A 20,912-nucleotide genomic window follows, 5' to 3' on the forward strand; every position below is an offset into this window, starting at 1 on the left:
TGCCATTTTAACGTCATTTTATCACATTCCACTTTCTTATCATTAACATGACTCTGCAACAAACAGGAATTTAGTACGACATACACAAAAATAAGCGAGTCTCTCAGTGAAGAGATACTCGCTGTACTAAATAACCGAGAGATTCATATTTCTATTAATGATTCCTCAGGTCGTAAGTTAGAAACATTGCAGTGTAAATTGAACCTTATCGAATTGCTTTTTAACTAATGAGGTCTTATCTATACAGAAATAGATCATTCCTGAATCTCCCCAAAGCAATTTCAAATCTTCTTCATCTGAATCGATCTGTAGAAGAAGTACAGCTTCTTCCGGTTTAAGGTCAAATTCATCAAATACATCATTTTGGATGCTGAATGGATACCCTAACATATAGTGAGCCGGTTGGTAATTTCCTTCCTCATCACTTGGCTGAATAAGTTCATGCCTCATTTCAGAGTAATTTTCTTCATCCTCATCGCTAAACTCCATATCCTCTGGATACTCTGGAAGTGTCAGCTTATTTACGAATGTGACTTTAAAAACAGGTAAAGGGAAGTAGTCTTCGGTCTCCTCCGGGTACTCTTTCCTTCTTAACTCTTTTTCGTCCCCATCAAAGTATAAAACCTTAAAACAACCCTCGTCCTCTTTAAACCCCCATGGCTGTTCTATTACATCATAAAATATATAAAGGATTCCACTACTCGGAAGGATATTATCCTTGTCATACAGCATTACTTCCTTTAAGTTAAGTTGCCCTAAAAAAGAGTGATAGCCATTCTTGTATTTAGGAAACTCCCAATCTTGCGGCAGATCCGGTAAACCACCAAGTTTAGAGGATCCTAACGGAATTTGCTCCTCCTTCACTTTATTTTTAATGACTTTAATTGATTGTTTTGCAGCATTTAAAATATCTGATTTTTTGTGAAGTAATTCGTATTCTTGCAACAGTGTATGTAAATCTTGCAATATCCTTCCCCCCCTAAATGTTTGTTTTGATTATACCAATTTCAAGTTTGTTAAAGTGAATCTTTTGTATTTGTTTATCAAGATTATTAAATCAAATTAATTAAACATTATTTCAAAGCAGCATTAGAAGCCTTAACTTAAAATACTGAATATGAGGGATAAAAAAGGCTTGCAGGTTACGTAACGTCATCTTTTACGCTCTAAATAAAGGGGGAAAATACAATGAATAATCACGATTGTTTCTTTGGAAAATCACCGTGGACATGGAAAGTCGTAATCAAATTACTGATATTGGTGCTAGTGTTCGTTCCTATTTTTATAGAGTTTTTATTAATGGGGTATTTAACAGAAGGATTACAAAATGATTTATATTCAGGTATATTGACAGGTTTTATCATGTCCATCATCTTCATGCTTGGACTGTATTTCTTGGCTATCAAGCCAGAAAAACTTAGCTGGAAGGAAGTCGGTCTGAGAAGGTTTTCTCCAAATTATTGGAAATCCATTTGTGCATGGACATTTGCAATCATCGCAATAGCCTTTGTAATGGCTGTCGTTATGGAGCTATTTTTAGGAATTGAATCGGAAAATAGTAAGACGGAAAGCCTACAGTCTAGAATGACAGCTCTCAACTTCTTGATTGGGTTTGTATCAGCAGCCATTATTTCCCCAATATATGAGGAAATATTTTACCGAGGATTTCTTTATCGGTTCTTACGCAGCAAATACGGAATAGCCATTAGCATGTTTGCTAGTTCATTTATCTTTATGATTGTACACATTCCAACGTACAATACCCTCCTACTAAATTTTGTTTCCGGACTTATATTTGCTTGGACGTATGAAAAAACAGGTTCCATTGTTCCAGCAATGATTATACATGGGATAACGAATGGAATTGCCATCATCCTTGTTGCCCTTGGATGATGGCATAAGCCTCTTCGATAAAATCGATGATTTCCTGCTTGATCGGATATAGATTTAGTTCATTTGATGATTCTTGAGAGCGACGGACCTTCCAAAACTTTTCCATCAGGTTTTGGTCTCCCTGAAAAATTTCCTCAGAGAGAATCTCCATATCTTCTATTATAAGCTTTGCATGCTCCGAGCCTGGAGAGATCTTGTCTTGTATGCATAACTCAATTCGTCTCACAAGATTAATCCACCTTTTAATAGACGGGTTATCCATTTCTAATTTGGGCAAGCTTTCACGTAATTTTTCTTCCTCGTCCGCAGAAAAAAGCAAGCTCCAAGTTTTATTCTGTTTTGGAGGGACTACTAGGGAGACCGTACCCTCTAATGTAAGAATGTTCAGCAACGAATTTGTATGTGCAATTGATTTTTGTATGTTAGATACTTGTTCTTCCAAATAGGTTTTATGGATCATTAGAATACTCTCTGTGGATTGATTTTTGATTATCCTACCTATTTCTTCGAGTGGAAGTGCAAGAGATTTAAGCAAAATAACCTTTTGTAGAATTAAGCAGTCTTCCTCTGAATAGAACCGTTTGCCTCCCTCACCTAATTTAGATGGACAGACAAGGCCAATTTGATCGTAATATCGAATTGTTCTAATGGATACCTTGAACCGCTTTGCCAATTCCCCACTTGTTATGTACATCGTTCCTCCCTATATTAATATAATGTGTATTTTGTTGTTAAACTTAATGAAGTATAAATACTCATTATATTTATTTTAAAAAACATGTTCTTTTTAAAAGATACTACTCCAACGACTTTTATTCATTTTTGTAGTAATTTTCCTCAGTCATTTTTTCTAAACTTCTGTTTTCTCGCTTTACGATAATAACCTTACTATCTTCGTTAGAAGAGTATATCTCTTCACCTACTTCTAAAAAGTTTGATGAAAAATTATCTTTAGGCTTAACTTCTTTTTCTACCTTTTTTTGTACTTCACCAATTTTTTCGCCAAGGGTAAATTCATTATCTTTAATATCTCCTTGCCAGTAATATTCCTTTTCATTAACCATTAAAATACCTGCATATGACCCGTTGGATGAAGAAGAACTACTACAACCACCGAGTGCAATTAAAACTAAAAGCAGTGTAATACCAAAAAATAGACTTTTCTTAAACATAAAAATCCCCCTTTTGTTTTTAGACGATAAGTTAATCAAATCGTTTCATTTCTTGTGCCTTCACACCCACTACCTATTTTTCACGAGAATAATTAAACAAAAATCCCCTCCTAATAAAAGCTCTTCTTCCACAAAATGCTTCTTTTCGTTAACAAGTTTTAGCTTTTATTATTTTTCAGGTCGTTTAATTCCTTCTCCAATTTTACAATTCTTTTGTAATTTGATTGAGTAGCCCCAAACACAAAACCTATTGCCACACCAAATACCGCACCTTCTAACCCGAAAATTCTGAATCCCAAAATACCTGCTACCACTATATAAAAAATATATATAAAAGTCATTTTTACCTCTCCAATCATTATGATGGTACTCTAATCGCCCACCCTAAACTAAAATAAGCGTATCCTTGTTGAGGGATACGCAATATTGCTAAATTAATAGGGATTGCATCAGTCGATTAATAATTTTGAACTAATTCTAATTTCTCTAAGTCAATTATAAATTTTCCATTCATTAAGATATCAAGTCCTATGAGACCATTGATACCCCTTTATACGAAATCGCCATTTTTACTTCCTAACATTACCATAACTTATTCCTATGACAACTAAAATAAATGCCTCAAGTTGATAACGGGACCAGGTTACTGTAATCGCTCTAGCTTGTGGCTCCTAGCCAGAACGATAACTTCCTGGTTTGTATTAGAGATCATTCCTAAACGTTCGTACAATCAAGGAGTTGGTGCAACCATTTTATGTATCTATCAATAAATTGAAAAAAGAGTACTCTAGGTAAGAGTGAATTAATTTAACAAGAAACCTTTTACTGCAACGTAGAAGACAAATAAAGAAGCACTCATACAAAATATACCTAATCGCTTTCGTTCACTTTTGATTTCTGATATCCCCATAACCAGAAGCATTGCTCCCATGAAGAACATCATATAAGGCGATGCCTCGTGATTGCCAGTTATCAACCCATAACCTGCAAGTATAAGAACAATGATTCCTAAGATGATTCTAGCTGCTATTAACAAGATATCCCCCCCTAATCTGCTATAAGTTTTAATAGATGATTATATTCCCTTTTTAGAGAATAGCGCCGCTAAATGTGTAAAAAAAGCAACTACTACAATAAAACCAATTGAAAAAATAAAACGGCACGACCTAAAATCATTCATAGCTGTTTTTTATCGTCCGTATCTAAACTTCAATCAGTGGGGGTTTTCTTCATCCCCGCTGATTGTTAGTTGAACCGATCGGGCGTTTACTGGCTGTTAATCCCTACTTACAACTCTTATTACTTTCGAATTATTGAAATGGGGGTCTTACAGCCAGTTAACCTGCGATAAAATTAAAATCTATCTTTGAACATAAAAACTACTATCTTATTAACCAGCCCAATAGTTGAATAATCCTTATTATTTCATTTTAATCTTAACATTGATTTCCTTTTACTGGGAGATGAAAAGAAAAAACGTATCTGCTTATTGCAGATATGATCTTTTAAGCAAAGCAAGCCCCCTTCGCTTTACGTTGGGAAATTGACTTTTTATGTAATCTTATTCAATTAAATGGCTCTATTCATGAAAATGATGTTCAGAAAGCGGCCGATTGTTGAAGATCAACTATTATTCATTGTTGTAAATAACCCGTTTAGTCCCCAAATTCATACTAAAAAAGATGCCAAACCCTTTAAAGGGTTTGGCATCTTTTTAAATTAACACATTGAATCTTTTGGTTTTGGATTTTTCAAACCGAATAACGGGCGAATAAATAAAGCTAGGTAAGTACCTAACATCGCCATAATAGCCCATACCCATCCGTGAATGCTAAAAGACGCAATTCCACTGAAATAAGCTCCGATATTACATCCAAACGCTAAACGAGCACCATAGCCCATCATTAAGCCGCCTAAAATCGCAGCACCGGCTACTCCTGGTTTTATTTTTCCTGGCTTAAATGTTCCCTGGGCAGATGCGGAGAGGAAGGCTCCTAACATAATTCCGAAGTTCATCACACTCGTCGCATCCATTAATACGGAATTTGTCAAACTGCTTGAACCTGCAAAATAATCCCATGATGAAACATCGACGCCCATTGCCATTAACGCTTTTCCACCCCAGAGAGTAAATCCGGATGTGACTCCCCATGGGCTTCCTTTAACCATCAATGTTAGTGCATTCAGTAAGGCTAACACAATTGCTGCTCCAAATAATGGCCAGGAGCCTCGAACAATTTTCTTCCACCCAGTTGTTGTTGCTAATGGTTTCATCATTGGTGGATTTTTTTTCTTCGCGAATTGAACACATAGCCAATAAATAAGCGCAAAAGCACAGAGTTGAATAGCCCATGCACCGAAATAGCCGAGCCCAGTAGATTCTGCTAACGAAATCGGCGGTAGTGCCGGCATATCTTCCAACCAAAAGGTAATATGCTTTGCTCCTAAAACAGACCCCGCTATGAAAGCAATCAGCGTTAAAATCATTGAAGACGATCCGCCGCCAACATTATATAATGTCCCCGAAGCGCACCCGTTTCCTAGCTGCATTCCAATTCCAAATATAAATGCTCCAACAATCACACTTACACCGACAGGATTCACGTTTCCTGATGGTGCTGCCCCGGTAAAACTGAATCCAGTAGCTAAAATGATTGCGAATAACGTCGAAGCAACAGCAAGCATCAACATATGAGCCTGTAAACCTTGGACATTTCCTACAGAAACAAGTCGTCTAAAGGCAGATGTAAACCCAAAGCGGGCATACAATAAAGCTGCTCCAAGCGCAAGTCCAATTAGAAATAACGTCCCCTGAGTCCAATCGGCAACAGTAACAATCAGGATATATAAAATAATTGCTGCTAATGCTCCGATAATGACAAACGGTTTTTGCATCGGGTTTAAATTTTTTGTTACAACCGTCGTTGATTTCCCATCCCAGTTCGCATTTGTTGGATTAGCCAATGTAGTTTGTGCCAAATGAAATTCACCTCTTATCCTATAAAAAATAATCCTTTTCATATTATAATAACCTTTATACTTTGTAAACCTACTAAACTAATTATTGTAGATGGATATAATTGGTCTTGCAAAGTAGATAGAAATCATGGTATTGTTATAGAGCGATGAGCTGAATTGGATAAGTCGATGGACACTCCGTTTGGAAATGTACGATGTGGCGTACAGTCTATCGCCCCAATACGCAAAAGGTGCCTGCATGCAGGCACCTTTTTTGATTTGTGTAAGAATAAAACCTTTTAAGTCGTCAGCTATTGAGGTTAAATTTTATTGCTAGTACTTGGATTAACCGTGATTATTAGGCTGGTTTATTGCTAGTACTTGGATTAAACCGATTTTTGGCCGTTTTTTATTACTAGTACTTGGATTATATCCGCCTTTTTACCACATTTTATTGCTAGTACTCGGATTAAACCCTCATTTTACAGCATTTTATTACGAGTACTAGCAATATATCAACGAAATATCGTGTTTTTAATACGAGTACTTGGATAAAAAAACGCGTTACCAGCATTATCGCTTAAAAAGCCTACGGATTTCTTCGATCAAATGTACATAAATGGACTTTTTATACAAAACTAGTAGTTAATTCAGATTAAAAGGCTCCATTTGAATGAAACCTTTCCTTTCCCTCTATCATTCTCTAAAAGCATTTCAAGTTCGCTTTAAAAATGGGGAGACTTTTAAATAGGTGAAGCATCTCCACAACCATTCAAATGGGCCAAAATGAAAGAAGTGGAGCCAGATCCTGCTAAAAACGATTTGGATAAAACAAATGTTTAAGCATACATACAATGTTTGTAAATAAGCTAGCTCGAACTCCCTTCCTAGCAAAAAGATAAAAGCTGTTTGCGAGAGGTAATTGGTCAATGCCATCCTCCCGTAATATTTTAAAGGAGAAAGAATTTTCTGCATAACTGGATTTTGCAGCAAAAGAATCATGCCCCCAACATAAAAAGCAGAAACAATGGGCCCAATCATGATAACTGTATGGTAAAACTCGAACATTTCTAAATTCCATATATTGTCTTCAGGTAGTACCGGTATTTTTTTTAGTTGATACAGTAGTGTTAGAAACGATAATCCAAACATTCCAATTGTAAATAAACGAATTGATTTCCTCTTCGCTGCAAGATTTTCAAACAGTTGATACTGACCGATTGTAAATCCAAGCAAAATTAAAGGAAGCGGCAAAAACATCTTGATTCCGAGCAAACTAAATCCGATTATGAATACGATACTAATAATTAGATTCACTTCTTTCCTTAACTTATAACAGGGAAAGATGAGAAGTCCGCAAACCGCATAAATGGTTAATGCTTCCCCAGGATGGTACATCGAATGAACTAAGCCGAACAGGAACATAGCAGCAATTCTCCGTAAAAATAATAGCGTGCCATTTTCTCCTCTCGCATTTGCTCGCGAAATAAATAGATAAAATCCAATTCCAAACAAAAACGAGAAGATTGTAAAAAATCGTCCTTCTACAAATAAATATAAAAAGTTCCAGTATACAGCGTCTGCACTTTCAGCAGCAGGGAGTGGAACAGCGAGTAGCAGTGGAAGGTTGACGAGGAGAATACCGAGAAGAGCGAATCCTCGTAAATAATCAAGTTCATCAATCCGGGCATTTGAATTCATCCGCTCCTTCTCCTTTCCTCAAAAAGAAACACCCCTTATTAGGAGTGTTTGCTTGTTTCTTTCATTGAAGCATACGTTTTATCATTTGGCAAAGTTACGATTGTAACTGTTTGAGCTTTCTCAATAATGCAGTTGAATCATCTGCTTGAATAAACTCACCGTTGACGATCGCATAAGGAGATTGTTCGCACTGTTCACACTTACTTTGGCACTTATACTCCTTATAAACGATATTTTTCTGTTTAAAGAAAGCCTCATACATCGGATATTGTTCAGCCGTTAAAAAGCGGTCCAAATTCCTTTCACAAAAATCCACTTGTAGTTTTTTATTTTTTGAAAAGATTTTTGCTAGCAAGCTCATGAATCAAGTCCTACTTTCTGAAGATTACCTTTATTTATATCATATATCTTCAAAAAGATAATGCCAAGTAAAGAGATTAATCGATTCCATGCTCAAAGCAGTATTCTTCAACCATATTTTCAATTTTATCGAAATCTGGATTTTCTCCCGAAAAGCTGAATTTCAACTCTTCGACAAATGCACCTTTGAAATATACATGAATGGCCCCATTTTGTTCAATCAAACTATACTCAGGTTCAAACCGATACCCACTTCGCTCAATCGCACCCAACTTTCATCAACTCCAGACTTTTTGATTTACTTTTATTATTTGAAGAAATGGAAAGTCCTATGCTTTTGTTCATGAAGGAAGTTTGTTTATTGAAGCGCTTGGAACATTAGCGGGAAATTCTCCGCTTATTTTATTCTCCGACCTACATAAAAATCAAAACTTGACGTTTTGCGTTAGAAACGGAACCCGTTACGATAATCGCTGATCTTTTATCCGCCTTATGTATGGTGATTTCAATCCAAATAAAAAACCACCAAATATGTATTTGGTGGAGACGGTGGGAGTCGAACCCACGTCCAGAAGCATCGCCACTTAAGCTTCTACGAGTGTAGTCGACATATTTGCGATTCGCTGAGTCTTATGCCTGCCGACAGGCGTCAGGTCAGCTAGTCTGATTGTTCTCTTCCTTCATCCTCAGACGGTGGAATCTGGCGTAGCCCACTAAGAGTGAGTCCGCTACCCTACCACATGGGCGATGGAGGGGCGAACCGCTAAAGTGCTATTAAGCAGCTAAAGCGAAGTTGTTTTGTTGTTTGCCAGTTATAGGCTTTGACGTTTTAACGAGGCCGATCCCCTCGACTCGCAACCTAAGCTCGAACTACCCCTGTCGAATCCGTAGCGTCCCCATATAGTATAAAAAGACGTTAGGAAACTCGGCTATGCGAGCAAAAGCTGTTTGTCACTCGCGGTGACAAGACTTATTATAACATATTGGCCAGTTGTTTCAACTGGAAATTATTATACATTTTAAACAACCTTTGCTGCTTCACACAAACTCCAATCAACCTACATTTTTTGTCTCTCGCGAAATGCACGTTCAATTTCACGGCTTGCTTCTTTCTTCTTCAAATCTTCGCGTTTGTCATATTTCTTCTTCCCTTTTCCAAGACCTAATAAAACTTTGGCATACCCATTTTTTAAATAAACTTTCAGTGGAACTAAAGCAGAACCGGTCTCCTTCGTTTCGCCAATCAACTTATTAATCTCACGGCGGTGCAGTAAAAGTTTTCGTTCACGAAGCGGGTCATGATTGTATCGGTTTCCTTGCTCATATGGGCTAATGTGCATGCCATAAAGAAAGATCTCTCCATTTTGGACACGAGCATAGGAATCTTTTAAATTTAATTTCCCAGCCCTAATCGACTTAATTTCTGTCCCTTGCAGGACAATTCCCGTTTCAAACGTTTCTTCGATAAAATAATCATGGTAGGCTTTTTTGTTTTGTGCTACCGTTTTGCCAGCACCTTTTGGCATGACGTCTCCCCCTTTAACTCCCTTTATTTTAACATAAACGCGAATAGGGGGAGCAGCCCCCCACTAGCGTTTTTTCGGCTTGCGTTTAGCTTTTGGAGCATTTTCGTAAAACTTCTTTTTCTTCCGCTTCTTTTTCTTTTCTCCATCTCCCCGACCTATTCCTTTTTCGTCGGATTTCCCTTTTCGTGCTTTTTTCTCGCTGCTCCCAGTTTTGAATACTTTCGGAGCTTCAGAACGTTCACGCCGGGTTCCTTTCATCCCAACAATTTCAAAATCAATCGAGCGTTCATCTTTATTGACCTTCACAACTCGAACGGTAATTTCATCCCCGATTCGAAACACATTGCCAGTGCGTTCACCAATCATTGCATATTGACGTTCATCAAAACGGTAGTAATCATCTGTCATATAACTGACATGGACAAGACCTTCAATCGTGTTTGGAAGTTCAACAAACATCCCAAAATTCGTAACAGAAGAGATGATTCCATCAAATTCTTCACCAATTTTATCTTCCATATATTCCGCTTTTTTAAGTTCATCTGTTTCGCGCTCAGCCTCAACGGCACGACGCTCCATATCAGAAGTATGCTTTGCAATCTCAGGAAGATAAGCTGCCCATTTTGCCCGAGTCTCTTCATCCAACTTTCCTTCAATTATATAGGTTCTAATTAAGCGGTGAACAATCGTGTCGGGATAGCGCCGAATTGGTGAAGTGAAATGTGTATAATACTCTGTCGATAATCCGTAATGTCCTAAGCTTTCTTCAAAATACTTCGCCTTTTGCATCGAACGGAGCATAACGGTTGAAATGACCATTTCTTCAGGCTTTCCTTGGACCTCTTCAATGATTTCCTGTAGGGCACGCGGATGAACTGCGTTTGCTGTCCCTTTGACAATATAGCCAAAGTTTGTAATAAACTCAAAAAATCTACGCAGCTTGTCTTCCTTTGGATCTTCGTGGATACGATATATAAATGGAACTTCAAGCCAGTGAAAATGTTCAGCTACGGTTTCGTTTGCGACAAGCATAAAATCCTCAATTAATCGCTCAGCTACCGAACGCTCCCGGAGAACAACTTCTGACGGGTGCCCATCTTCATCTACAAGAACTTTTGATTCTTTAAAATCAAAATCAATTGCCCCTCGGCTCATTCGCTTATTGCGTAAAATTGCAGCAAGCTCTTCCATCATCTCAAACATTGGCACGAGAGGTTCATAGCGTTTACGTACTTCTTCATCTTTATCAACAAGAATTAAATTCACATCATGATAGGTCATCCGTTCGGTCGTTTTAATGACACTCTGAAAAATTTCGTGATCAACCACTTCACCGTCTGAAGAAATTTCCATTGTGCAGCTCAATGTCAACCGATCTACCTTTGGATTCAATGAGCAAATTCCATTTGATAGACGATGGGGAATCATTGGAATGACACGGTCGACTAAATACACACTTGTCCCCCGGTCGGCCGCTTCACGGTCAATTGGTGATTCTTCTTTCACATAATAACTCACATCAGCGATATGAACACCAAGCTTATAGTTACCGTTTTCAAGCTTTGTCACAGTAACTGCATCATCCAAGTCCTTCGCATCAGCACCGTCAATCGTAACGATGACTTCATCACGAAGATCACGGCGGTTCGCTAGTTCACTTTCTTGAATTTCATCTGGTGTTTCATTTGCCTGTTCGAGAACGTCCGCAGGAAACTCCATCGGCAAACCATGTTTATGAATGACAGATAAAATATCGACACCAGGGTCATTTTTATGACCAAGGATTGAAATAATCTCCCCTTCTGCTGATTTCCGACCATCTGGATAACTGATCAGCTTAACGACGACTTTATGTCCTTCTACTGCTCCCATATTTCCTTCTTTTGGAATAAAAATATCACTAGCGAATTTTTTATCATCTGGTATGACAAACCCAAAATGCTTGCTTTCTGTATATGTACCAACAACTTGTTGAACGCCTCGTTCAATAATTCGTACGATTGTTCCTTCACGCCGTTGACCGGAGCTCTCTGTTGATACTCGAGCAAGAACTGTATCCCCATGCATCGCATTATTCGTTTCATTCGGTGGGATAAAAATATCATCCATCCCTGGTTCTTCTGGAATAACAAAAGCAAACCCTTTCGCATGACCAGTCAGTTTGCCACGAACAAGATTCATTTTCTCCGGCAACCCATAACGATTGCTCCTTGTTCGGACAACGAGACCCCTTTCTTCCATCACAACGAGAGCTTTAACAAACTCTTTAAAAGTTGCTGAATCTTCAATCCCAAAAGCTTGTTCTAGTTCTTGAACAGTTAATGGTTTGTAGGCCTCATCCTTCATATATTGCAATAAACGTTCAAGATGATCTTTAATGTTTTCATCCATGTGTAAACTCCCTCCTTTTCTCAATGTTTCGCATTTAAATATTAGTTGTCTCAATCATCCTATTCATTATTCTTCCCAATTTAAGCTTTCTAGAAACGCATAAACGTCCTCGTGTAACTGTTCCTTTTCTTTATCAAATGTCAGGATATGTCCTGATTCTTCATACCATTTTAATTGTTTTTGAGCGGACTCGACATCATTATAAATAATATTTGCACTATCCGGGTTAATCATATCATCGTGACGTCCTTGGGCAACAAAGACAGGTGCATAAACCATATCAATATGATTCCGAACATCAGCAATTAACTCCTGAGTAGATTTCAAGGTTTTCATTGGCGTTTTTTCAAACTTACTCATTTCAGCCTCGATTTGATCATTCGGTTTGCCTTCAAACTTTTTGTATTCGCGTGCAAATTCAAGAACTCCGTTAAACATCACTTCTTCGCTTTTTATATACATAGGCGCGCACATTGGCACAATACCCTTTACAGGAACTGTATATCCTAATTTTAAAGCAAATACACCACCTAGTGATAAACCTACAACGGCAATTTCTTCATGACCTTCATTTTTAAGAAACTGGTAGGCGTTTGTCACATCCTCCCACCAGTCATCTGGACCAGTGTGGACTAATTCTTCTGGTGGTACACCATGACCTTTATAAATGGGCGCATGACAGGTATAGCCTTTAACCTGTAAAAAGCGACCCATCATCCGTACATCAGCTGAATTGCCGGTAAATCCATGCAACATTAACACTGCTCGTTTCCCCGCTTTGAAAGTAAATGGCTTTGGTACTAGTTTTTTCATTTTAGGACTCCTTGCTTATGATTAAACACGATTATTTTGTAGTCTTCTTTAGTTTTAACAAACCTGTGAGCAACATTCCAGAAATAAGCACGGCAGTTGCCATTAAAAAACCCAGCCTCATATGGAGACTGGGTTTTCGGATGTATTTTTAAGCAAAATAAGCAACTGCGATTGTAAGTACAAAAAATAAAATGGCTAAAACAATCGTTAGTCGGTGAAGCACTAGGTCAATTCCCCTCGCCTTTTGCTTTCCGAATAATGTTTCAGCACCACCTGAAATGGCACCTGATAAACCTGCACTTTTACTAGATTGTAGAAGAACAACAGCAATTAAACTGATGCAATCAATCACCAGTAGTACAATTAAAAAAGTGTGCATGAAGCTAACCTCCTGAAAAACCTGCATATAACAATACTTTAAATTTACCACATTTTTTTATACGAAACAATAGTTCATTTGTAAAACAATCAAGCGGGACCACTTTTTCAGTTAAAAAGTTCGCTTCCGTCTAGTCTTTCTTCAGCAAATAATTCCCCAAATACGATTAATCGCTGCTTATCTGAAAGAGGTGGGTGACATGTGATCAAGGTTGTTAGCGTTTTTCCTTTTACTGGATAGATGACATCAACATCGGTTGGCTCGACAATCTTCTTTTCAATCACTTTATAGGTTAGAACCTTGTTTTGAACATAAATCTTGAATTCACTCTCTAGCTCTAACTCATCTAGCCGATTGAAAAACTTCCCATATGCGCTAGAACGGTGCCCAGCAATTGCAAAATTTTGGTTGTTTTTTTCTAACTCATAAATTGAACTGCTCGAAGGTAAATGTCCGACCGCATAACGAATTTGCGCTTCACTTGCTCCTTCAACGATCGGTGTTTTTAAGTCAATTTCGGGGATTTCTAAAATTCCGAGTGTATCACCAATTTCGATTTCTTGCGGTTGCAACGTTTCCGATTCAATGTTTGTTTCCTCTGTAAAGGTGAGTGAGGTAAACTCATTTATTAGCCTTTGTTTCGAATTAAAGAGGTGGATAGTTCATAGAATAGGTTATGTTTTTTTGCTAGTACTTGGATTAACCGTGATCTAAAGGCTGTTTTTTTGCTAGTACTTGGATTATACCGGTTTTTGACCGTTTTTTATTGCTAGTACAGGGATTATATCGACCTTCTGACCTCGTTTTATTGCTAGTACTTGGATTAAACCCTCATTTTACAGCGTTTTATTACGAGTACTAGCAATATATCAAGGGAATTTGGTGTTTTTAATACGAGTACTTGGATTAAAAAACCCGTTACTAGCATTATCGTTCAAAAAGCCTACGAATCTCTTCGGTCAAATCTTCATAAATGACCTATTCCGAAAAAATCAAAAAAATTATCCGTGCTTTTACCCAGTACTGGGATTAAAATTTCCAATGCCAAAGCTTACAAACGGTTAAGCACCTTGACATTGAGGGGCTGAACATCGTGAAGAATCGTAAAGATTACAGAACATCCTCAGTTAGTCTTCGCTTTCACCAAAAGAACAAGTTGTGCAGAAACGACCTTTACATCGATATGGAACTTTTCGAACATCATGACAGCCTGCACATATAAAAAGCTTACACCCTTTTTTAATGTCCCCACAATCACCCTTGATCACAATGGAACGGATTTTGGCACCGTGTTTTCTTTTAAAAGCTTCCCAATGTTTGTCGTAAAATGTTAGTCTCCATAAAACGAAAATACCACAGCACGAATGACTGTGGTAGACCCAAAATTTTTCACAAATAAAACACCGGTATTTCTACCGGTGTTCTAAATACATATCGATTATTTGTTAAGGTTATAGAAAGACTTAATTCCATTGTATTGAGCCGTTTCAGCAAGTTGATCTTCGATGCGAAGAAGTTGGTTGTACTTTGCAACACGATCCGTACGTGATGGTGCACCTGTCTTGATTTGACCAGCATTTGTAGCAACCGCGATGTCAGCGATTGTTGAATCTTCTGTTTCACCTGAGCGGTGAGAGATGACTGCTGTGTAACCCGCACGTTTTGCCATTTCAATCGCATCAAATGTTTCTGTAAGTGTCCCGATTTGGTTCACTTTGATTAGGATTGAGTTCCCGACACCTTGTTCGATACCTTGAGCTAATTTTTTCGTGTTTGTAACGAATAAGTCGTCACCTACAAGTTGTACTTTGCTGCCAATGCGCTCAGTTAATAGCTTGTGACCTTCCCAGTCATTTTCATCTAGACCATCTTCAATCGAGATGATTGGGTACTTAGAGCACATTTCTTCATACCAATCAACCATTTCTGCAGAAGTTTTTACAACCCCTTCGCCAGAAAGATGGTATTTCCCGTCTTCCCTGTTATAGAACTCAGAAGATGCAGCGTCCATTGCAAGCATTACTTGCTCACCTGGTTTGAAACCTGCTTTTTCGATTGCTGATACGATTGTTTGTAGCGCTTCCTCGTTAGAACCTAGGTTTGGCGCAAACCCACCTTCATCACCAACAGCAGTGTTTAATCCTTTTTCTTTTAAAACAGACTTTAAGCTATGGAAAATTTCCGCACCGATACGAAGTGCTTCGCGGAAGTTTTCTGCACCAACAGGCATGATCATGAATTCTTGGATATCAACATTGTTATCCGCATGTTCTCCACCATTTACGATGTTCATCATTGGTACTGGAAGCTGCTTCGAATTGAATCCACCAAGATATTGGTATAAAGGCATGTCAAGGTAATCCGCAGCCGCACGAGCAACCGCCATCGAAACCCCTAGGATTGCGTTAGCGCCTAGTTTCCCTTTATTTTCAGTTCCATCAAGTTCGATTAACGCTTGGTCAACAGCCACTTGATCAAGTACATTAAACTCTTCTCCAACTAATGCAGGAGCAATGATTTCATTCACATTTTCAACCGCTTTTAATACACCTTTGCCTAGGTAACGGCTCTTATCCCCATCGCGAAGTTCGACAGCTTCGTGTTCACCAGTAGAAGCACCGCTTGGTACTAAAGCGCGACCGAACGCACCAGATTCAGTGTAAACTTCAACTTCAACAGTAGGGTTCCCTCGGGAGTCAAGAACTTCACGTGCATATACATCAGTAATAAATGGCATTTAAATCTCTCCTTATTTGTTTAATTCAACTAATTTAGTATTTTTATTATCGTTCATTTTTATTAAACCAAAAAATTACTTTTTAATTAATGATTTTCCAGTCATTTCAGTTGGCTGTTCGACATTTAATAAAGCAAGCATCGTTGGTGCAAGATCACCAAGTTTTCCATCTTCACGAAGTTCGACATCCGGTTTCGTAACAATCACTGGGACCGGATTGGTCGTATGTGCAGTCATTGGGTTTCCATCCACTGTTACCACTTCATCAGCATTTCCATGGTCAGCGGTAATAATGGCTGTACCACCTTTGGAAATGATTAAATCAACAATTTTGCCGAGACATTCATCTACCGTTTCGATCGCTTTAACGGTTGGCTCAAGCATTCCTGAATGACCAACCATATCTGGATTAGCAAAGTTCAAGATGATGGCATCATGTTTGTCCGCTTCGATTTCATTTAACAGGGCTTCTGTCACTTCGTAAGCGCTCATCTCAGGCTTTAAATCATACGTCGCCACTTTTGGAGAATCAATTAACACTCTTGTTTCTCCCGGGAACTCATTTTCACGACCACCGCTCATAAAGAACGTTACATGAGGGTATTTTTCCGTTTCGGCAATCCGTAATTGTGTCAAGCCGTTTTGAGAAATCACTTCCCCTAGCGTATTGTCCAAGTTCGTTGGCTTAAAAGCAACATACCCATCAACGGTCTCGCTAAAATGAGTTAAGCAGACGAAATGCAAGTTGTCCGGATGCTTCTCACCACGATCAAATGAACGAAAATCTTTGTTCGTAAACGTATTAGAGATTTGAATGGCCCGGTCAGGACGGAAGTTATAAAAGATGACTGCATCATCATTTTTAACAGTCGCAACCGGTGAACCGTCTTCTTCTGTCAGCACAGAAGGAATGACGAATTCATCATAAATTCCATTCTTATAATTGTCTTCAATGACCTCTAAAGGATTTCTATAAGTTGGACCTTCCCCATATACCATTGACCGATACGATTTTTCTACCCGTTCCCAGCGCTTATCACGGTCCATTGAATAATATCGTCCCGAGATTGTTGCAAACTTACCGACACCAATTTCTTTCATGACATCAAGTGTTTGCTTAACATATTGAGTGGCGGTTTGTGGACCGACATCACGTCCATCTAAAAAGCCATGAACATATACTTTCTCAAGCCCCTCACTTGCCGCCATTTTTAACAGTGCAAACATGTGCTCAACATGACTATGTACTCCACCGTCAGATAAAAGACCGAAAAGATGAAGACTTGTTCCTTTTTCTTTCACATGCTTAATCGCATTTAAAAACGTCTCATTTTTCTCAAATTCACCTTCACGAATCGAGATATTCACTTTTGTTAAACTTTGGTAAACAATTCGACCAGCACCAATGTTTAAATGGCCAACCTCGGAATTCCCCATTTGCCCTGCTGGAAGACCCACCGCTTCACCACTAGCGATTAATTGCGCATTGGGGTAAGAATTCCAATAGCGATCAAAATTCGGTTTTTTTGCATGCGCAACAGCATTCCCTTTTTTTTCATCCCGGCATGCAAAACCATCTAGAATAATTAAAGCAGTTGGTGACTGTTTACTCATTTTTTCCTGCCTCCAATAGTTGCAAGAAAGAATCCGTTTCTAAACTTGCTCCACCAACTAAAGCTCCATCAATATCTGGTTGAGCCATATATTCTTTAATATTGCCTGGTTTTACACTTCCGCCATATTGAATGCGAATCGCGTCAGCAACTTCAGGTGAAAATTGTTCAGCAATAACTTTACGGATGTGCGCACAAACTTCATTGGCATCATCTGCTGTTGAAGATTTGCCCGTTCCGATCGCCCAGATTGGTTCATAAGCAATCACTGTGCTTTTCAATTGTTCTGCAGATAAGCCTTCTAACGCTCGCTTTACTTGTGAACCTACAAGCTCATTTGTTTCACCGTTTTCGCGTTGTTCAAGTGTTTCTCCACAACAAACAATTGGCGTCAAATTGTATTTAAATGCGGCGATCGTCTTGTTATTAACAGACTCATCTGTTTCATTAAACATCTCACGGCGTTCAGAATGTCCGATAATCACATATTTTACACCAATATCTTCTAATGCTTTCGGGCTAATTTCCCCTGTGAACGCACCACTTTCTTCAAAATGCATATTCTGGGCACCAATTTCGATATCATACCCTTTTGCTGCTTCTACAAGCTGACCTAAAAACAATGCCGGTGCACATACAACAGACTCCACCTCTTTTTCAGATGGAACAAGTCCGTTTACATCTTCAATAAATTTCTTCGCTTCTGGCAGTGTTTTATGCATTTTCCAGTTTCCTGCAATAATTGGTTTACGCAAGGCCGGCACTTCCTTTCACATCATTTTTATCATGGATTTCATAAGTTGCTTTCGAGTATTTCGAAGCGCTCCGAATGGATCGAAGCCTCGTTCCGAAATAGGCGAGTTTCGAACAGTTCGGAATGATGTTATGAATGTACAGAATGATTCGGAACGTCATTCTGAACTTGCTTAATTAACTTATTTATCGTTTAAAGCGACCACTCCAGGAAGGACCTTTCCTTCCATAAACTCTAGTGATGCTCCTCCGCCTGTTGATATATGGCTCATTTTATCAGCAAGATTGAACTTTTCAACGGCTGCGGCGGAATCACCCCCACCAATTACGGAGTATGTATCAGTGGAATCAGCCAATGCTTCGGCAACTGCTTTTGTTCCCTGCGCAAATGCTTCCATTTCAAATACACCCATTGGACCATTCCAAATGACGAGCTTAGACTTTTGAATCACATCGCGATACAGTTCCGCTGTTTTCGGACCAATATCAAGTGCTTCCCAATCAGCTGGAATCGCCTCAATCGCGACTTCTTTTGTATTCGCCTGTTCAGAAAAATCATCGGCAACAATCGCATCCACTGGAATATAAAAATTAACGCCTTTTTCCTTCGCTTTTTCTATAAAGGAATTGGCTAAATCAACCTTATCTTCTTCTAATAATGAATTTCCAACTTCATGTCCTTGAGCTTTAACAAACGTATAGGCTAGACCGCCGCCGATAATTAGGTTATCTACTTTTTCTAGTAGATTTTCAATAACACCAATCTTATCTTTTACTTTCGCTCCACCAATGATGGCAGTGAATGGACGCTCAGGGTTTGAAAGAGCCTTTCCAAGTACGTCAAGTTCCTTCTCCATCAAAAATCCTGAGACAGCTGGAAGATGGTGAGCAATCCCTTCTGTCGATGCATGCGCGCGGTGTGCCGCACCAAAGGCATCGTTCACATAAACATCAGCTAATTCAGCGAAAGCTTTCGCCAGTTCTGCATCGTTCTTTTCTTCACCAGGATAGAAGCGAACATTTTCAAGCAATAAAATATCGCCTTCGTTCATCGAGCTAATTTCAGCTTGAACAGCTTCACCATATGCTTCGTCGGTTTTTTTAACCTCTTTCCCGAGTAGTTCAGACAAACGTTTTGCTACCGGTGTAAGGCGCATTTCCTCGACGACTTGCCCTTTTGGTCGACCGAGATGGCTTGCAAGAATAACCTTTGCCCCTTGTTCACTTAAATATTGGATGGTTGGTAAGGCCGCACGAATTCTCGTTTCATCCGTTACTTGACCATCTTTCATAGGAACATTGAAATCAACACGGCAAAAAACTCGCTTCCCTCTTACATCAATATCCTTAATAGATTTTTTGTTCAAGGCAGAAACCTCCTAAAAGTTTTAAAAGCTGGACATAAACAAAGGGAGAGGGGACTGGTCCCCACTCCCCTTTTCATCCCACTAAATTATAGTAGTTTATGGAACACTTATCCAGACACGTAACTAAAATTTACTAGAAATTTTTAAATTTTCAACGATTATAGTCCTTTTTGAGCGATATATTCAACTAGGTCAACAACACGGTGAGAATAACCTGTTTCGTTGTCATACCAAGAAATTACTTTAACCATATTTCCTTCCATAACCATTGTAGAAAGGGCATCGATTGTTGAAGAGTTAGGGCTGCCGTTGTAATCACCAGAAACTAGTGGCAATTCACTGTACCCTAAAATTCCATTTAAATCACCTTCAGCAGCTTCTTTAAAGGCTGAGTTGATTTCTTCAACTGTTACTTCTTTATCTAATTCAGCAACAAGGTCAACTAAAGAAACGTTTGGAGTTGGAACACGAACTGCTCCACCGTTTAGTTTCCCTTTAAGTTCAGGAAGAACAAGCGCAACAGCTTTCGCTGCACCAGTAGTTGTTGGAATCATATTTTCTGCTGCTGCACGCGCACGACGATAGTCTTTATGCGGTAAGTCTAGGATTTGTTGGTCATTTGTATAAGAGTGGATTGTTGTCATCATTCCACGCTTAATTCCAAACTTGTCGTTAAGAACTTTCGCAAAAGGTGCTAAGCAGTTTGTTGTACAAGATGCATTTGAAATCACATCATGATTTCCTGCATCGTATTGGTCATGGTTTACACCCATAACAATTGTAATATCTTCATCTGATGCTGGCGCAGAGATGATTACTTTCTTTGCACCTGCTTCAATGTGTTTTGCAGCGTCTGAACGCTTCGTAAAACGCCCTGTTGATTCAACTACAACATCTACACCTAAGTCGCCCCAACCAAGCTGTGCTGGATCTCTTTCAGCGATAACTTTTACACGTTGATTAGCAACAACAAGATATTCACCATCTACAGTTACATCGTGATTTAGTGTACCATGTACAGAATCATATTTTAAAAGATGTGCTAACATATTCGCATCTGTTAAGTCATTTACTGCTACTACTTCAACATTTGGGTTATTTAGAGCTGCACGAAATACGTTACGTCCAATACGTCCAAATCCATTAATACCAACTTTTACTGCCATGATTTTTCCTCCTTTAATTCATAAAGCATGTGGTTTTTATATATAAAGGGCAGTTCTTAACGGATGCTTATTTTCACCCGAAA

Annotated in this window: 20 protein-coding genes, 1 other RNA gene and 1 pseudogene; 1 reads left to right on the forward strand and 21 read right to left on the reverse strand. The window is 38.7% G+C overall.

Going from position 1 to position 20,912, the window contains the following annotated elements:
- Nucleotides 1–177 precede the first annotated feature (177 nt).
- The gene (locus tag GNT69_RS00600; protein ID WP_203553014.1) at nucleotides 178–966 is read right to left on the reverse strand and encodes a YwqG family protein; all 789 of its coding nucleotides are present in this window, start codon (nucleotides 964–966) and stop codon (nucleotides 178–180) included.
- Between the two features lie 222 nt (nucleotides 967–1,188).
- Between GNT69_RS00600 and GNT69_RS00605 the strand changes: the two genes are divergently transcribed.
- Entirely contained in the window at nucleotides 1,189–1,893 is a 705-nt protein-coding gene (locus GNT69_RS00605; RefSeq protein ID WP_203553015.1) for a CPBP family intramembrane glutamic endopeptidase, read from the forward strand.
- Here GNT69_RS00605 and GNT69_RS00610 read toward each other — a convergent pair.
- From GNT69_RS00610 to gap, 20 genes and pseudogenes are all read right to left on the reverse strand, one after another.
- Nucleotides 1,871–2,587 (reverse strand): MerR family transcriptional regulator, encoded by a 717-nt coding sequence (locus GNT69_RS00610; RefSeq protein WP_203553016.1) that lies wholly within the window; start codon nucleotides 2,585–2,587, stop codon nucleotides 1,871–1,873. The genes GNT69_RS00605 and GNT69_RS00610 overlap by 23 nt on opposite strands.
- Nucleotides 2,588–2,705: 118 nt before the next feature.
- Nucleotides 2,706–3,065, reverse strand: coding sequence for a hypothetical protein (locus GNT69_RS00615; RefSeq protein ID WP_203553017.1), 360 nt, complete (start codon nucleotides 3,063–3,065; stop codon nucleotides 2,706–2,708).
- 158 nt (nucleotides 3,066–3,223) lie between these two features.
- Nucleotides 3,224–3,406: a hypothetical protein gene (locus GNT69_RS00620; RefSeq protein ID WP_203553018.1), complete on the reverse strand. Its 183-nt coding sequence runs from the start codon at nucleotides 3,404–3,406 to the stop codon at nucleotides 3,224–3,226.
- A 461-nt stretch (nucleotides 3,407–3,867) separates the two neighbouring features.
- Nucleotides 3,868–4,101, reverse strand: a complete 234-nt coding sequence (locus GNT69_RS00625; RefSeq protein ID WP_203553019.1) for a YczI family protein — start codon at nucleotides 4,099–4,101, stop codon at nucleotides 3,868–3,870.
- 683 nt (nucleotides 4,102–4,784) lie between these two features.
- On the reverse strand, nucleotides 4,785–5,960 hold the full coding sequence (locus tag GNT69_RS00630) for a YeeE/YedE family protein (RefSeq protein ID WP_203553921.1): 1,176 nt from the start codon (nucleotides 5,958–5,960) through the stop codon (nucleotides 4,785–4,787).
- A 777-nt stretch (nucleotides 5,961–6,737) separates the two neighbouring features.
- Complete coding sequence (locus GNT69_RS00635) at nucleotides 6,738–7,724, reverse strand: DUF418 domain-containing protein (protein WP_203553020.1); 987 nt, start codon at nucleotides 7,722–7,724, stop codon at nucleotides 6,738–6,740.
- A 94-nt stretch (nucleotides 7,725–7,818) separates the two neighbouring features.
- Nucleotides 7,819–8,085 (reverse strand): DUF1450 domain-containing protein, encoded by a 267-nt coding sequence (locus GNT69_RS00640; RefSeq protein ID WP_203553021.1) that lies wholly within the window; start codon nucleotides 8,083–8,085, stop codon nucleotides 7,819–7,821.
- Between the two features lie 76 nt (nucleotides 8,086–8,161).
- Nucleotides 8,162–8,356, reverse strand: coding sequence for a YbxH family protein (locus tag GNT69_RS00645; protein ID WP_203553022.1), 195 nt, complete (start codon nucleotides 8,354–8,356; stop codon nucleotides 8,162–8,164).
- 266 nt (nucleotides 8,357–8,622) lie between these two features.
- Nucleotides 8,623–8,982: a transfer-messenger RNA gene (gene ssrA / locus GNT69_RS00650) on the reverse strand.
- Nucleotides 8,983–9,142: 160 nt separating this feature from the next.
- Nucleotides 9,143–9,610, reverse strand: a complete 468-nt coding sequence (gene smpB, locus GNT69_RS00655) for an SsrA-binding protein SmpB (protein ID WP_203553023.1) — start codon at nucleotides 9,608–9,610, stop codon at nucleotides 9,143–9,145.
- Nucleotides 9,611–9,673: 63 nt separating this feature from the next.
- Nucleotides 9,674–12,001: a ribonuclease R gene (gene rnr, locus GNT69_RS00660; protein ID WP_203553024.1), complete on the reverse strand. Its 2,328-nt coding sequence runs from the start codon at nucleotides 11,999–12,001 to the stop codon at nucleotides 9,674–9,676.
- 66 nt (nucleotides 12,002–12,067) lie between these two features.
- Nucleotides 12,068–12,814: an alpha/beta hydrolase gene (locus GNT69_RS00665; RefSeq protein ID WP_203553025.1), complete on the reverse strand. Its 747-nt coding sequence runs from the start codon at nucleotides 12,812–12,814 to the stop codon at nucleotides 12,068–12,070.
- Between the two features lie 148 nt (nucleotides 12,815–12,962).
- Entirely contained in the window at nucleotides 12,963–13,193 is a 231-nt protein-coding gene (gene secG / locus GNT69_RS00670; RefSeq protein ID WP_203553026.1) for a preprotein translocase subunit SecG, read from the reverse strand.
- Between the two features lie 107 nt (nucleotides 13,194–13,300).
- Nucleotides 13,301–13,765: a class D sortase gene (locus GNT69_RS00675; RefSeq protein WP_203553027.1), complete on the reverse strand. Its 465-nt coding sequence runs from the start codon at nucleotides 13,763–13,765 to the stop codon at nucleotides 13,301–13,303.
- A 558-nt stretch (nucleotides 13,766–14,323) separates the two neighbouring features.
- Nucleotides 14,324–14,545 (reverse strand): annotated as a pseudogene (locus tag GNT69_RS25345) (transposase zinc-binding domain-containing protein); the annotation flags it as partial.
- A gap of 86 nt (nucleotides 14,546–14,631) precedes the next feature.
- Nucleotides 14,632–15,930 carry a phosphopyruvate hydratase gene (gene eno, locus GNT69_RS00685; RefSeq protein WP_203553028.1) on the reverse strand — a complete coding sequence of 433 codons (1,299 nt, stop codon included), beginning with the start codon at nucleotides 15,928–15,930 and terminating at the stop codon, nucleotides 14,632–14,634.
- A 75-nt stretch (nucleotides 15,931–16,005) separates the two neighbouring features.
- Nucleotides 16,006–17,544 (reverse strand): 2,3-bisphosphoglycerate-independent phosphoglycerate mutase, encoded by a 1,539-nt coding sequence (gpmI, locus tag GNT69_RS00690; protein ID WP_203553029.1) that lies wholly within the window; start codon nucleotides 17,542–17,544, stop codon nucleotides 16,006–16,008.
- On the reverse strand, nucleotides 17,537–18,298 hold the full coding sequence (gene tpiA / locus GNT69_RS00695) for a triose-phosphate isomerase (protein ID WP_203553030.1): 762 nt from the start codon (nucleotides 18,296–18,298) through the stop codon (nucleotides 17,537–17,539). The genes gpmI and tpiA overlap by 8 nt, the downstream gene beginning before the upstream one ends.
- Before the next feature lie 180 nt (nucleotides 18,299–18,478).
- The gene (locus GNT69_RS00700; RefSeq protein ID WP_203553031.1) at nucleotides 18,479–19,663 is read right to left on the reverse strand and encodes a phosphoglycerate kinase; all 1,185 of its coding nucleotides are present in this window, start codon (nucleotides 19,661–19,663) and stop codon (nucleotides 18,479–18,481) included.
- Nucleotides 19,664–19,821: 158 nt separating this feature from the next.
- On the reverse strand, nucleotides 19,822–20,829 hold the full coding sequence (gene gap / locus GNT69_RS00705; protein WP_203553032.1) for a type I glyceraldehyde-3-phosphate dehydrogenase: 1,008 nt from the start codon (nucleotides 20,827–20,829) through the stop codon (nucleotides 19,822–19,824).
- Nucleotides 20,830–20,912 lie beyond the last annotated feature (83 nt).

It is taken from the genome of Bacillus sp. B15-48, from assembly GCF_016879755.1.
Classification (GTDB): Bacteria; Bacillota; Bacilli; order Bacillales; family Cytobacillaceae; genus Mesobacillus_B.

What these genes read in the sequence shown, in the direction of transcription:
- GNT69_RS00605 (WP_203553015.1), top strand. Translation starts at nt 1,189, where the DNA reads ATGAATAATCACGATTGTTTCTTTGGAAAATCACCGTGGACATGGAAA.
- GNT69_RS00610 (WP_203553016.1), bottom strand. Translation starts at nt 2,587, where the DNA reads ATGTACATAACAAGTGGGGAATTGGCAAAGCGGTTCAAGGTATCCATT.
- GNT69_RS00615 (WP_203553017.1), bottom strand. Translation starts at nt 3,065, where the DNA reads ATGTTTAAGAAAAGTCTATTTTTTGGTATTACACTGCTTTTAGTTTTA.
- GNT69_RS00620 (WP_203553018.1), bottom strand. Translation starts at nt 3,406, where the DNA reads ATGACTTTTATATATATTTTTTATATAGTGGTAGCAGGTATTTTGGGA.
- GNT69_RS00630 (WP_203553921.1), bottom strand. Translation starts at nt 5,960, where the DNA reads ATGCAAAAACCGTTTGTCATTATCGGAGCATTAGCAGCAATTATTTTA.
- GNT69_RS00635 (WP_203553020.1), bottom strand. Translation starts at nt 7,724, where the DNA reads ATGAATTCAAATGCCCGGATTGATGAACTTGATTATTTACGAGGATTC.
- GNT69_RS00640 (WP_203553021.1), bottom strand. Translation starts at nt 8,085, where the DNA reads ATGAGCTTGCTAGCAAAAATCTTTTCAAAAAATAAAAAACTACAAGTG.
- smpB (WP_203553023.1), bottom strand. Translation starts at nt 9,610, where the DNA reads ATGCCAAAAGGTGCTGGCAAAACGGTAGCACAAAACAAAAAAGCCTAC.
- rnr (WP_203553024.1), bottom strand. Translation starts at nt 12,001, where the DNA reads ATGGATGAAAACATTAAAGATCATCTTGAACGTTTATTGCAATATATG.
- GNT69_RS00665 (WP_203553025.1), bottom strand. Translation starts at nt 12,814, where the DNA reads ATGAAAAAACTAGTACCAAAGCCATTTACTTTCAAAGCGGGGAAACGA.
- secG (WP_203553026.1), bottom strand. Translation starts at nt 13,193, where the DNA reads ATGCACACTTTTTTAATTGTACTACTGGTGATTGATTGCATCAGTTTA.
- eno (WP_203553028.1), bottom strand. Translation starts at nt 15,930, where the DNA reads ATGCCATTTATTACTGATGTATATGCACGTGAAGTTCTTGACTCCCGA.
- gpmI (WP_203553029.1), bottom strand. Translation starts at nt 17,544, where the DNA reads ATGAGTAAACAGTCACCAACTGCTTTAATTATTCTAGATGGTTTTGCA.
- gap (WP_203553032.1), bottom strand. Translation starts at nt 20,829, where the DNA reads ATGGCAGTAAAAGTTGGTATTAATGGATTTGGACGTATTGGACGTAAC.